The organism is Nonomuraea sp. NPDC049784, assembly GCF_040659615.1.
Taxonomy (GTDB): domain Bacteria; phylum Actinomycetota; class Actinomycetes; order Streptosporangiales; family Streptosporangiaceae; genus Nonomuraea.
In genome coordinates this window covers 1-12,492 of sequence record NZ_JBFAMX010000078.1, presented here as the reverse complement: position 1 = coordinate 12,492, position 12,492 = coordinate 1, and the positions used below count along the sequence as shown (strand labels likewise).

Below are 12,492 nucleotides of genomic sequence, written 5' to 3'. Positions count from 1 at the left end.
ACCACGGGCCGGCGCGGCCTCGGCGAGTACGAAGACCCTCCAACCCGCAGGTCGATCATCCGGGCAGGCTGCTCACTCTGATCGCGTCCGCCGCCGGCCCACCGCGTAGCGACAGCGGCCGGGGCCTTACGGGCACGCTGGATCGCGCTGGCTCGCCACGTCGGTCTGATGCGGAATGGCGGGGTCTGTCTTAGGCCGTGTCTGCTCAAGGCTGTTGGTTGATGACGGCGATGAGGTCGAGGCTCTACACACGGTTGACCGGGTAGCCCGGGCTATGCGTGACAGGAAGCTGGGTGTGACGTGCGTCTCATCGCCGACGATCGCCCCAATGCCGGGACTCGATCGTCGGGCATGACTATGTAGAGGGGCCTGGCTTTCGAGCGCTCGCTGGAGCGGAGCCCGGCGGTCCTCAACTCCACGACGACATTTGTCCAAGACCGATAGTCGGCAGCCCATGCATCATTCCCTGCATGAGTGAGTACGACGTTGAGCAGTCGCATGGGATGCACGTGGTCCACGACGGCCCGCGGCAGGCGCCACCGCTGTTGCTCATCCACGGATCGGGGGCCTCGGGCGCCTTCTGGGGCCCGGTGGTCCCGGCACTGACCGGCCACCATCACGTCATCCGGGTCGACCTCCCGGGCTGCGGCCAGTCCCCGCCTGGGCTGTCATACGACGTGCCCGTGCAGGCGGCCCGGGTGGCGGAGGTGCTCGACGACCTCGGCCTTCGTCGCATCGCCGTGGCCGGGCATTCCAGCGGCGGCTACGTCGCCACCGCGCTTGCCGAACAGCGCCCCGACCTGGTGGGGTCGCTCGCGCTGATCAGCTCCGGCCCGAGTCTCGATGCGTTCCTTCCGCAGCCGTTCATCCTTCGGGTCCTGCTGGCCCCGCCTCTCGGCCCGCTCCTGTGGCCGAGGCGTTCGGACGCGATGATCCGCGGTGGGATCAGGGCGACGGCCGCTCGCCCGGTGGACGTCCCGGACGACTTGGTCGCCGGCTTACGAGGCATCACGTACCGCACGACCAGGGCGGTGCTGCGCGGGAACGCCGCCTACATCACCGAGCGGAGCGTGCCCGACCGTCTCACCGCCCTCGAGGTCCCACTGCTGGTGATCTTCGGCGCTGCCGACCCCCGCTGGGAGCCGTCGTCGGCGCACCAGTACGACGCGGTGCCGAACGCGCGGGTCGAGCTGCTGCCCGGCGTCGGGCACCTACCCATGCTCGAAGCGCCCGAGGCGACCAGCGAACTGCTGCTGGACTTCACGGCAACGGGCCGCTGACACCCCGCCCGTGATCCCTGAGACCTAGACTGGTCATGTGCTGTCGACCGGGACGCCACTCGACTGGGCGTGGGTGGACGTCGCAGTCCCGCGCCCGTCCGGTCGGCTGCCGGGGGTGAGCATGGCCGGGTTCCGCCCACGCGTTCCCGCACTGGTGGACATCGCCATGGTCGTGCACCCGTCCGTTACCCTGCTCATCGACCTGAGCGACGGAGAAGGCATCGTCTACGACGCCCAGGGCCGGCACGAGCGCGGCAGTGTCGTCGTCGGGCTCCTCCCCGGCGACCTTCGGGCAGCTGGCTATGGGGTTGCCGAGTGCCTCCAGATCCGGCTGGAGCCGGTCGTGGCGGCTGCGGTGCTCGGCGCATCGGCCGAGCTCAGCGGGACGGTGGTATCCCTCGAGGATGTCTGGGGCCGCGAGGCCGGGCGGGCCGGGGACAGGCTGCGCGCCACCGCGTCGTGGGACGAACGGTTCGCGATCGCGGCGGAACTCCTCGGCCGGCGGCTGGACGCCCGCCCACCGGTCGATCCGGAGGTCGCCTACACCTGGCGGCGGACGCTCACCAGCCGGGGGCGGATGCGGGTCGAAGGCCTGGCGGACGAGGTCGGCTGGAGCCGCAAGCGCCTGTGGTCCCGCTTCCGGTCCCAGCTCGGCATCACACCCAAACGCGCCGCCCGATTGGTGCGGTTCGACCACGCCGCCCACCTTCTCGCGGCGGGTCACGCCGCCGCCGACGTTGCCACCGAGAGCGGCTACGTCGACCAGTCCCACCTCCACCGCGAGGTCAAGGCGTTCGCCGGGCTTACGCCCACGGCCGTGGCCGTCGCGCCGTGGCTCGCGATTGACGACGTTGCGTGGCCGGATTCATCGCCGACCCGGAGCCCGGTGACGGGTGGCGAACGCATCCCCGACCTTCGTTGAACAGCCTGCCCGCGACGATCTGGCATTTCGTGAAAACCGGACGCAGATCATGACCAAAGATCGCTATACGTGCCCGGCCAGGCCCTCGGACAGCAATGTGAAGGCGTGTTCGGCGTCGGCGACCGCCTGCGGATAGCGCTCGTCAGCGGACTGGCCGTCGGCCAGCGCCTGGGAATTGTCCATCGACAACAGCCAGTGCATGCCCACCACCTGCATGGCCGCCAGGCGCGCGGTCAGGGCGGGGACGCCGGCGGTGTCCTGGAGCGCCTCCGCGAGCGCCTGTTCCGAACCCTCCTGAAAGCGGATCGCCCTCGTTCGTAGCGCCGGATTCTCCCGGACCATGCGGGTGAGCGCGATGATCTCCGGGACGTCGTTGAGGCCGGTGATCGGGTCGCGGTCGCGCAGGCCGTCCAGGAAGTGGTCACGGAGGGCGGCCAGCGGCCCGACGTCCGGCGGGCGGGCGCGCACCACGCGGCCCGCCTCGGTCTCGTGGTCGGCGAAGCGGTGGACGACGAGGTCCTCCTTGGCGGGGAAGTAGGCGAACAGGGTCCGCTTCGAGACTTCGGCAGCCTCAGCCACCTCCGCCACGGACACCTGGTCGAACCCGCGCTCAAGGAAGAGCGCGATGGCGGCTTCCGAGATGGCGGCATGGGTCCGTGCCCGTTTGCGTTCACGCAGCCCTGTCATGCCTCCACGGTATCAAAACCCTGCACTCGTACGTTTCTTGCGCTAGGTATATATTTGCACCTGGTCGAGTATTCGGAGGAACGATGACCGAAGTGATCGTGGCGGGCGCCGGACCCACCGGACTGACGATGGCCTGCGAGCTGGCTCTGGCTGGAGTGGACGTCCTGGTGGTGGAGCGCCTGCCGTACCGGATCGAGCAGACCAAGGGCGGCACGATCCAGCCGCGCACACAGGAACTGCTCGAACTGCGCGGCCTGCTGGAGCCGATGCAGGCCAGGGCGCTTTCACGCGAGCCGATGGGCGGGCACTTCGCGATGCTGCCCGTACCGCTCGACTGCACGGCGTGGGACACCGCGCACCCGTACCCGCTCGCGATCCCGCAGTGGGAGATCGAGGAGGTGCTGGAGGAGCGTGCCACGGCACTGGGGGTCAAGGTGCTGCGCGAGACCGCGGTGACGGCGGTGGAGCAGTCGGACGACGGCGTGGTCGTGACGGCCGGCGACCGGCGGATCGAGGCCCGCTACCTGGTGGCCTGCGACGGCGCGCACAGTACGGTCAGGAAGCTGCTCAATGTGCCGTTTCCCGGCAGGCCGGGGACGTATACGGCGGTGCTGGCCGACGTACGGCTGTCGTCGGTGTCCGACCTCGTGCCGAAGACCCCCGGGCACATCAGCACGCTCACGCGCGAGGCCGACGACCGCTGGGTGATGCTGGTGCCGCTGGGCGGCGGCCGCTACCGGTTCACCGGTGGGTCGGCGGGCGAGGAGGAGCCGGCCAAGGACAGGCCGGTCACGTTCGAGGAGATCTCCGAGCTGCTGCGCATCGTGTACGGCGAGCAGACCGTGCTGGCCGCCGTGGACAACGCCTCACGGTTCGGCGACGCCACCCGGCAGATCGACAGCTACCGGGTGGGCAACGTCTTCTTCGCCGGCGACGCCGCGCACATCCACCCACCCTTCGGTGGACAAGGCCTGAACCTGGGCGTGCAGGACGCCTTCAACCTGGGCTGGAAGATGGCCGCGGTGCTACGGGGCCAGGCCTCGACGGACCTCATGGACACCTACCACGCCGAGCGGCACCCGGCCGGAGCCTGGGTCCTGCACATCACCCGGGCGCAGCGAGTCTTCGCCAACCCCCGGCCCAGCGCGGACGTCATCGAGCTGCGCAAGGTCTTCACCGACCTGATGAGCCTGCCCGAGGCCAACAGACACCTGGCGGGCATGATGTCGGGGCTGTCGCACTCCTACGACCTGCCCGGCGACCACCCGCTGGTCGGTCACCGAGTCGCCGGTCTCGATCCGTCGCTGTTCCTGTCCGGCAGGCCTGTCCTGCTCGACCTGGCCGGGATCCTCCCGCACGACCTCGGTGCCACGAGCGCCCAGCCGGTGGACGGCCTGCCGCACGCGATTCTGGTCCGGCCCGACGGCTACGCGGCCTGGGCGGCGGACAAGGATCCCGACCTGGACGCCCTCATCGGCAATCCGTGCTGGTCCCTCATGGCGTAGGCCTGCGGGGAGACAGGCCCGACCACTCATACAGGCCTAGTGTGCCGACCGGAGTCTTCATCTGGCGTGCAACGTTGCGGGACGCGAGGACTGGAAGCTCACGCCGCGGCACGCTGCTGGAGACGGAACAGCTTCTCGGAGTTGCTCCTGCCGATCTTCACGCGGTCGTTTTCGCTGATGGGGCACTGGTCGAACCAGGGCGAGAGCTCGTCCATCGACTCGTAGGGGTAGTCGACGGAGAACAGAACGCGGTCGGCTCCGACCTCCAGGAGGGTGTCCAGCAGAGTCTGGGTACGGAAGACACCGCTGGTCGTGAGGTAGAAGTTGTTCCTCAGGTATTCGGTCGGGGGCTTCTCGTGCACGCCGTGGGTCTCGCGGCGCTGATGGCGCAGCCGGTGCTCGACCCTCGGCAGGGTGAAGGGGAGCGCCTCACCGAGGTGACCCAGGATGACGTTGACGCCAGGATGGCGGTCGAAGAGGCCGCTCAAGATCAGTCGCAGCGCATGGGTGGCTGTTTCGACCCCGAAGCCCCATGCCGATCCCAGCAGCCCTTCGTACCCCTGGTAGATCCGCTGCTGGTCCGGCAGCGGAATCCGCGGGTGCAGATACACCGGCACGCCGAGCTGCTCCACGCGGGCCCAGAAGGGCTCGACCTGCGGCTCGTCGAGATACTGGGCGGAGTTCTCGTCACCGATGTTGCTGTAGCCGTTGACCAGAGCACCGACGAACCCGAGATCACGCACTGCGCGCTCCAGCTCCTCGGCGGCCTTCTCCGGGTCCTGGAGAGGCAGCGCGGCGAAGGCACGCAGCCGCTCCGGGTGCCGGGCCACGAGATTCTCGGCAGCATGGTCATTCATCCTGCGGGCCATGTCCACGGCCTTGCGGGAGTCGGTGATCCCCTCGATACCGGGTTGGGTCAGCGACAGGATCGAGATGCCGATCCCGTTGCGGTCCATGTCCTCGACCCTCTGGTCGACTTCCTGCAGGCGCCGCTGCACCTCGTCGAAGTAGTCCTTGGCGGTGAAGTCGTGACTGCCGGTGGCCGAGCAGGCCGTCCGACACCAGCGTGATGACCGCCTCGACCGCCGCGTCGTGATCCGGGGCGGCACGCAGACGCTCGTCGAAGATGCGGGCCACCGCATCGGCGTGCCGGGTGAACGCCTCGGCGAGCACTTCCTCCAGGGATGCGAAGTGGTAGGTCATCGAACCCAGCGGCACATCCGCGGTGCGAGCGATCTCCCGGTGCGTCGTCCCGGCGACGCCACGCTCGGCGATGACGGTGAGCGCCGCGTCGATCAGCCGGTCCCGCCGCCCGGGGTCGTGCCGGCGCCGGCTTCTTCGAGCGCGAGGACGCAGGTCAGGCTGGCGAGGCCGGGAGGATAGGCGACGGGCAGGCGCTGGTCAGTGGGGCAAAATGATGGTCGTGGTGCCGTGCGGGCCGCGAGCGTGGTCCAGGAGCGTTTGCTGGGCGAACCGGACGAGTTCACGCGTGGCCGGTGACAGGGTGTGGCCGAGGCGGGTGACGAGCGCGATGGTGTCGTACACCGGCTCGGCGAACGAGGTCACAAGCAGTCCGGACGGGAACATGTCGCTGGCGACCGCCGCCCGGCACGCGAACGTGTCACCTACGCCGGCCCGGACCAGGGTCAGGGCTGAGGCAAGATGCTCGACCTCGATGAGGGGTTCGACGGTGACGCCCGCGAGCCGGGCCCGGGTGGCCAGTTGGCGGCGTGCCGGGTCGGTGTCGCCGTAGTGGGCGTCGTAGAAGATCATGGGGGCGTCGGCCACGTCGGCGATGGTGCGCGGGGAGGCGGCGCGGCCGGCGTCCGCGGTGACGTAGACGATCTCGTCGCGCACCAGCGGGGTCACGGATAGGCCCTGGTTTTCCACGGGCAGCGCTACCAGCCCGGCCTCGATCTCGCCTCTCTGGACGGCGGCTGCGGTCTCGGCGGAGTTCTGGCCCACGAGCCGTACCCGAACCGAGGGGTGGCGGCGGTGGAAGTGCAGGGCCAGCTCCGACAGGGCGTAGAACTCCGCGTTGCGCAACAGGCCGAAGGTCGCTGTACCGCCCTCCAGGTCGCGCAGCGCGCGCACGGCCGTGACGCCCTGATCGGCGGCGGCGAGGGCGCGCTCGGCGAAGGGCGCGAGCTCGTCGCCCGCGTGCGTGCCGACCAGCCCCCGGCCCACTCTGCGGAACAGTTCCATGCCGAGCTCGTCCTCCAGCCGGCGCACCAGCTCCGAGACAGACGGCTGGGTCAGCCCGAGACTGCGGGCCGCGGCGGTGAACGAGCCGCCCCTGCGAGCTGCCAAGAATGCCTGCAGCTGTTGCAAAGTCATAGGGAAACCCTATCGATAGGAATGGATTTGTCCCCGTTGTGCGATGGTAAGCCGTCTTCTATGCTCCGTGAAAACCACCTCTGACCAGCAGCGATGACGCCATTTCAGATAGGGAGCGGCATGCGGAGAATTATCAAGGGTGCGTCGGCGAGCGCCCCCGCGGCAGCGGGCGCGGATCCCCGCACCGTGGCCGCCGAGATCATCGACGATGTGCGGCGGAACGGGGATGCGGCGGTCCGCGCCCACTCCGAGCGGCTGGACAAGTGGGCGCCGGCCGAATTTCGGCTGAGCGAGCGGCAGATCGAGGAGTCGCTGCGCCGTGTGGACCGGCAGACCCTGTCCGACATCAGGGAGGTGCAGGCGAACGTACGCAGGTTCGCCGAGCGGCAACGGGCCTCGCTGCGAGACTTCGAGGAGGAGACGCAGCCCGGCGTGCTGCTCGGGCAGCGGAGCATCCCGGTGGGGGCCGTGGGCGCGTACGTACCGGGCGGCCGCTATCCGCTGCTGGCCTCGGCGCACATGACGATCGTGCCGGCCAAGGTCGCCGGCGTGGCGCGGGTGGCCGCTTGCACGCCGGCCACCGGCGGCGACCTCCCCCACGCCACGATCGCCGCGATCCACCTGGCGGGAGCCGACGAGGTCTACCTGCTCGGCGGCGTACAGGCGGTGGCAGCGCTGGCGCTCGGGACGGAGTCGATCCCGCGGGTGGACATGCTGGTGGGGCCCGGCAACGCATACGTCGCCGAGGCGAAGCGCCAGTTGTTCGGGGAGGTCGGCATCGACCTGTTCGCCGGGCCCACCGAGGTGCTGATCGTGGCCGACGACAGTGCCGACCCGTTCGTGGTGGCAGTCGACCTGTTGAGCCAGGCCGAGCACGGCCCCGACTCGCCGGCCGTGCTCGTCACTACCTCGGCCGGCCTCGCCGAGGCGACGCTGCGCGAAGTGGAGGACCAGCTGGCGAAACTGCCCACCCGCGATGTCGCCGGGCCGGCCTGGCGGGACCACGGCGAGGTCATCGTGGTGGACGACCTCGACGAGGCGTTCGCCGTGGCGGACGAGTACGCCAGCGAGCACGTCCAGGTGCTGACCAGACAGCCCCGCCTGGCACTGGACCGGCTACACAACTACGGCTCGCTCTTCCTCGGCGAGCGGACCTGCGTCTCCTTCGGCGACAAGGTCATCGGCACCAACCACGTGCTGCCCACTAGGGGCGCCGCCCGCTACACGGGCGGGCTGTGGGTCGGCATGTACCTCAAGACCGTCACCTATCAGGAGGTGACCACCGACTCCGCCAGCGCCTACCTCGGCGAACTGTGCGGACGTGCCGCCCGGGCAGAGCGCTTCGAGGGACACGCACGCTCGGGCGACCTGCGGGCCCAGCCCAGGGGACAGCGCCCGGCCTGGGCATGACGGGCAGGAGGAGCCATGCCGCAGACCATTGTCCGTACCGTACTCGGTGACATCGACCCGGCCGCACTGGGGCACACGCAGCCGCACGAGCACCTGCTCATCGACCTGTCGCGCCCGCTCCCGTCCCGTTCCACGGTCGGTGAGCGGGCGATCGACAACGCGCCGATCACCCTCGAGAACCACTACCGGGTACGTCGCCGGCACACCTCCGAGGATCTCCGCCTCGACAGCGTGGACATGGCCGTGGCCGAGCTGCGGCCCTACGCCGAGGCGGGCGGGAGCACTGTCGTGGACGCCACCAGCATCGGGCTCGGCCGCGACCCCCACGGCCTGGCCGCCGTGTCCCGGCGCAGCGGCGTGCACGTCGTCATGGGCTGCGGCTTCTACTACCGCGACTATCACCCCGCCGACGTGACGACCAGGGACCGGGACGACCTGGCCGCGGAGATCGTCTCCGACGTACGTACCGGCGTGGACGGCACGTCGATCAGGGCGGGGATCATCGGGGAGATCGGGCTCAGCCACCCGCTGCATCCGGAGGAAGAGAAGGTGCTGCGGGCCGCGTGCACGGCGCAGAGGGAGACCGGCGCGGCCCTGATGATCCATCCCGGTCGCGATCCGCGCTCGCCGGGGCAGGCACTGGACATCGTGATCGCCGAGGGCGTCGACCCGGCGCGGGTCATCATGAGCCACGTCGAGCGCACCGTGTTCTCCGCGCCCGAGATGCGGGCCATCGCGAGCAGCGGATGTTACGTCGAGTTCGACCTCTTCGGACAGGAATCCAGCTACTACTCGTTGGCGCCGATCGACATGCCGAACGACGCTACCCGCGTGGATTACATCGTGGATCTGATCGACGGCGGCTACGCGTCCCAGATCCTCATCTCCCAGGACATCTGCCACAAGACCAACCTGGTGCGTTATGGCGGCGAAGGCTACGCCCACATCCTGGAGCACGTCCTGCCGCTGATGCGGCGAAAGGCCGTCAGCGATGCCCAGATCGCGCAGATCACCGTGGCCAACCCCGCTCGTGCGCTCGCCTTCGCGGGCTGATCGCCAGGCCGAAAGGATTCACCCCCTCCATGATCCGCGATTTCATCAGCCCGGGCGGCACAACCGCCGCCCAACGGCGCGTGCTCCTCGGGGCCAGCACGGGCCAGTTCGTCGAGTTCTACGACTTCGCGATCTACGGCTTCTCCGCTGTGACCATCGCCAAGGCGTTCTTCCCCAGTGAGAACCCGGTCGCCGGCCTGCTGTCGGTCTTCGCCGCGTACGGTGTCGCGTTCGTCGCCCGTCCACTGGGTGGGCTGTTCTTCGGCGTGCTCGCCGACCGCACCGGCCGCCGGACCGTTCTGTACGCCACGCTCATGTGCATGGGTGTGGCCACCGCGCTCATCGGGCTGCTTCCCACGCACGCCACGGCCGGGATCATCGCCCCCGTCCTGCTCGTGGTGTGCAGGCTGGCGCAGGGTTTCTCGGCGGGTGGTGAGGCGGTCGGCGCGCCGTCATTCGTGCTCGAACACGCGCCGTTCGAACGTCGCGGCACGTGGATCGGCATCACGATCGCCGCCTCCGCCGCGACGTCCGTCATCGCGCTGGTCCTCATCATGGCCATATCCGGCGCGGTGTCGGACACGGCCTACGCCTCGTGGGGCTGGCGCGTCCCCTTCCTGCTGGCTCTGCCGCTCTCGCTGATCGGCATCTACATCCGCCGCCGCACCGAGGAGAGCCCTGTGTTCCAGGAGCTCCAGCGGGAGAACGCGGTCGAGGCCAGTCCCGTGCAGGGCAGCCTGCGCGGCAACTGGGTCCGGCTGGGGCAGATCTTCGCCGTCATGGCGCTGTCCGGCCTGGGCTTCTATGTCCTGGTCGGCTACTTCGTCACCTACCTTCAAACCGTCGTCGGGCTGAATCTGCTGCAGTCGCTCGCGGCCAACGCCGTGGCGCTGCTGTCGTTCTCCCTGCTGCTGCCGATCGGCGGCCGGTTGTCCGACAGGTTCGGCCGCAAACCGATGCTGATCATCGGCGCGGCAGCGGTCGCAGTCGTGGGGCTGCCCGCGTTCATGCTCGTCACCAGCGGCTCATTCGGCACCGCGGTGATCGGGCAGCTGTTGCTGGCCGCGGCCCTGTGCACGTACGGGGGCGGCAGCTACACCTTCTTCGTCGAGCTGCTGCCCGCCGCGACCCGCGTGACGGGCGCTGCCATCAGCTACAACGTGGCCTTCGCCCTCTTCGGCGGTACGGCGCCGTTCGTGGGCACGTGGCTGGTCGAGGTCACCGGGACCGCGATGGCACCCGGCTACTATCTCGTCGTGGTAGCCCTCGCAGCACTGGCGGTGGCGGCGACGACTCCAGAGACACGCGTCGAAGAACGGCTCGGCGTGGACACCGGGCACCGGCGGCGGTAGCGCCGCCGCCGGCCGCTGGCCTGCGTCGGCGGTTACCGTCCTCGTCCTGAGCCTGCCCGGCGTTATCTGCTGTAGTTCTTCCCGGGGGCCTTACCGGGGATCGGCTTGGCGATGAGAGCGACGGGGATGAAGAAGCAGATCTGGCTGATCGCCAGGGTGAGCGTCCACAGCGCCTTGTCGTCGTAGTGGGCGGATGCCTTGGCATACAGCTCGTCGGGGACACGTTCCCCAGACGGGTTCGGGGTGAGGACGGCCTCCACGAGCTCCAGCGCGACCCGTTCGGCGTCGGTGAAGTAGGGGGCGTCCTGCCATGACGCCACGGCGGTGATGCGCTCCTCTGTTTCCCCGGCCTTGCGGAGATTGCCGGTTTGCCGGACGGTGTGGTACGTGCTGCCGACGATCTGTCCGGCGCGGAGCTGCACCAGGCCGATGGTGGTGTGCGGAATCGAACCGTTCCGGGTGGCCTTGGACATGGCTCCGGCGAGTGCTGCCAGCTCGGGGAAGAGCTGGGTGGGGTCGGGCAGACGCGACTGGAGGTTGTCCTGTTTGGTCGTCGTGGGTGTGGACATGGCGAGGTTCCCTTCTGAATCTCAGCGGTGGTTTGAGGCTTGGGACCTGGTGAGATTGGTCCTCCATCACGAGGTGACCGGCCGCGAGGACGATCACGCGTTCCGGCTCGACGGCGATCCGCATATCGGCTGGGGTCGCTGAGCTTTCCAGCGCCCGGCGACCCAACCGCAGGGAATGTGAGGCGACGCGCCAAGCGTCATGCCGCTGCGTCCATGTGAGTGCGGCGACCGGCCGAGACGCGGCTGAGCTGAAGGACGCTCACGCCGAACATCAGGACGCCCAATGGGACATGTAGGGTCTTCACGTGCGCAATGCCCAGCGCTATCTGCGCCAACGTGAGCCCGAAGAACCCGAGCGCGTAGAGGATGGGCCTGGGCGAGCCGCCGCCCGGCCGCCACACCAAGATCGCGGCGACCAGGTGCAACAGCGCCACGGTGAACACTCCGTAGGCCGAAACACTGTGCAATGCCCGTCCGCTGGGCGAGGACAGCAACAGTCCGGCGGTGATCGGCGCGGCGAACACGGCCAAGGTTTGCAGGGTGATCGCGACACGCAGGAACATGAGGTTGCCCTGCTTTGTCGTCGTAGGCGTGGACATGGCGAGGTCTTCCCTTCTAAATCTCAGCGGTGGTTTGAGACTTGCGACCGGTGTCTCAGTAGTCCGACGACACGACCGCTGGAAATGTCAGGCGACGCCAACCTGACAGTTCGGTGCGCTGTCTTGTCGAACTGGCGAGGGCGGATGCGACCAAGGGAGTCGGCGACACCATGACCACCCCATCCGAGCCAGGAGCCGACCGGCTCGATCCGGGCCTGAGCGCGATCATGAGCGAGCGGCGTCAGCTGATCAATCTGGCGTACCGGCTCCTCGGCTCCCTGGCCGATGCTGAAGATGTCGTACAGGAGACCTACGCCCGCTGGTACGCCATGTCCCCGCAGCAGCAGGAGGGCATCGAGTCCCCCGGTGGCTGGCTGACGAAGGTGGCCAGTCGCATCTGCTTCGATCTGCTCGGCTCGGCACGCGCGAGGCGGGAACGCTATGTGGGCGAATGGATCCCGGAGCCGCTGCCCGAGCGTACGGAGTGGATCAACGCGCAGCCGGGCGGCACCACCGTCGACCCGGCCGACCGGGTCACTCTCGACGAGTCGATCAACATGGCCTTCCTCGTCGTGCTCGAATCGATGACTCCAGCCGAGCGCGTCGCGTTCGTCCTGCACGATGTCTTCCAGTACTCCTTCGCCGAAGTCGCCGAGATCGTCGGCCGTACCCCGGCGGCATGCCGCCAGCTGGCCGTCTCAGCCCGCCGTCGCATTCGCGCGTCGCAGGCTCCCGCGACTCCGGCAGCCCGGCAGGCCGGCATCGTCAAGGACTTCAA

12 protein-coding genes and 1 pseudogene are annotated in these 12,492 nt (G+C 69.0%); 7 read left to right on the top strand and 6 right to left on the bottom strand.

From position 1 onward, the window contains the following. Positions 1-470 precede the first annotated feature (470 nt). Complete coding sequence (locus AB0J09_RS18770) at positions 471-1,280, top strand: alpha/beta hydrolase (RefSeq protein WP_360692082.1); 810 nt, start codon at positions 471-473, stop codon at positions 1,278-1,280. Positions 1,281-1,317: 37 nt separating this feature from the next. Then, entirely contained in the window at positions 1,318-2,202 is an 885-nt protein-coding gene (locus AB0J09_RS18765) for a helix-turn-helix domain-containing protein (RefSeq protein ID WP_360692079.1), read from the top strand. A gap of 63 nt (positions 2,203-2,265) precedes the next feature. Here AB0J09_RS18765 and AB0J09_RS18760 read toward each other — a convergent pair whose 3' ends face one another. Further along, on the bottom strand, positions 2,266-2,889 hold the full coding sequence (locus AB0J09_RS18760) for a TetR family transcriptional regulator (RefSeq protein ID WP_360692076.1): 624 nt from the start codon (positions 2,887-2,889) through the stop codon (positions 2,266-2,268). Between the two features lie 83 nt (positions 2,890-2,972). Here AB0J09_RS18760 and AB0J09_RS18755 point away from each other — a divergent pair, with 83 nt between their 5' ends. Next, positions 2,973-4,394 carry an FAD-dependent oxidoreductase gene (locus AB0J09_RS18755; RefSeq protein ID WP_360692073.1) on the top strand — a complete coding sequence of 474 codons (1,422 nt, stop codon included), beginning with the start codon at positions 2,973-2,975 and terminating at the stop codon, positions 4,392-4,394. 98 nt (positions 4,395-4,492) lie between these two features. Here AB0J09_RS18755 and AB0J09_RS18750 read toward each other — a convergent pair whose 3' ends face one another. The 3 genes and pseudogenes from AB0J09_RS18750 to AB0J09_RS18740 form a co-directional block, all read right to left on the bottom strand. Then, positions 4,493-5,503, bottom strand: coding sequence for an amidohydrolase family protein (locus AB0J09_RS18750; RefSeq protein WP_360692071.1), 1,011 nt, complete (start codon positions 5,501-5,503; stop codon positions 4,493-4,495). Positions 5,504-5,564: 61 nt separating this feature from the next. Beyond that, positions 5,565-5,690: pseudogene (locus tag AB0J09_RS18745) on the bottom strand (TetR family transcriptional regulator); the annotation flags it as partial. Between the two features lie 105 nt (positions 5,691-5,795). Then, entirely contained in the window at positions 5,796-6,731 is a 936-nt protein-coding gene (locus AB0J09_RS18740) for a LysR family transcriptional regulator (RefSeq protein ID WP_360692068.1), read from the bottom strand. Between the two features lie 120 nt (positions 6,732-6,851). Between AB0J09_RS18740 and hisD the strand changes: the two genes are divergently transcribed. Genes hisD through AB0J09_RS18725 form a run of 3 tightly spaced genes read left to right on the top strand, consistent with a single transcriptional unit; the run spans position 6,852 to position 10,546 of the window. After that, the gene (hisD, locus tag AB0J09_RS18735) at positions 6,852-8,141 is read left to right on the top strand and encodes a histidinol dehydrogenase (protein WP_360692066.1); all 1,290 of its coding nucleotides are present in this window, start codon (positions 6,852-6,854) and stop codon (positions 8,139-8,141) included. A 15-nt stretch (positions 8,142-8,156) separates the two neighbouring features. Then, the gene (locus tag AB0J09_RS18730) at positions 8,157-9,194 is read left to right on the top strand and encodes an aryldialkylphosphatase (protein ID WP_360692063.1); all 1,038 of its coding nucleotides are present in this window, start codon (positions 8,157-8,159) and stop codon (positions 9,192-9,194) included. Positions 9,195-9,223: 29 nt separating this feature from the next. Then, the gene (locus AB0J09_RS18725; RefSeq protein WP_360692060.1) at positions 9,224-10,546 is read left to right on the top strand and encodes an MFS transporter; all 1,323 of its coding nucleotides are present in this window, start codon (positions 9,224-9,226) and stop codon (positions 10,544-10,546) included. A 62-nt stretch (positions 10,547-10,608) separates the two neighbouring features. Here AB0J09_RS18725 and AB0J09_RS18720 read toward each other — a convergent pair whose 3' ends face one another. Further along, the gene (locus AB0J09_RS18720) at positions 10,609-11,115 is read right to left on the bottom strand and encodes a carboxymuconolactone decarboxylase family protein (protein WP_360692057.1); all 507 of its coding nucleotides are present in this window, start codon (positions 11,113-11,115) and stop codon (positions 10,609-10,611) included. A gap of 197 nt (positions 11,116-11,312) precedes the next feature. Further along, positions 11,313-11,714: a hypothetical protein gene (locus AB0J09_RS18715; RefSeq protein WP_360692054.1), complete on the bottom strand. Its 402-nt coding sequence runs from the start codon at positions 11,712-11,714 to the stop codon at positions 11,313-11,315. Positions 11,715-11,884: 170 nt separating this feature from the next. Here AB0J09_RS18715 and AB0J09_RS18710 point away from each other — a divergent pair. Further along, positions 11,885-12,492 (top strand): sigma-70 family RNA polymerase sigma factor (locus AB0J09_RS18710; RefSeq protein WP_360692051.1); only part of this gene is annotated, 608 nt, incomplete at its 3' end.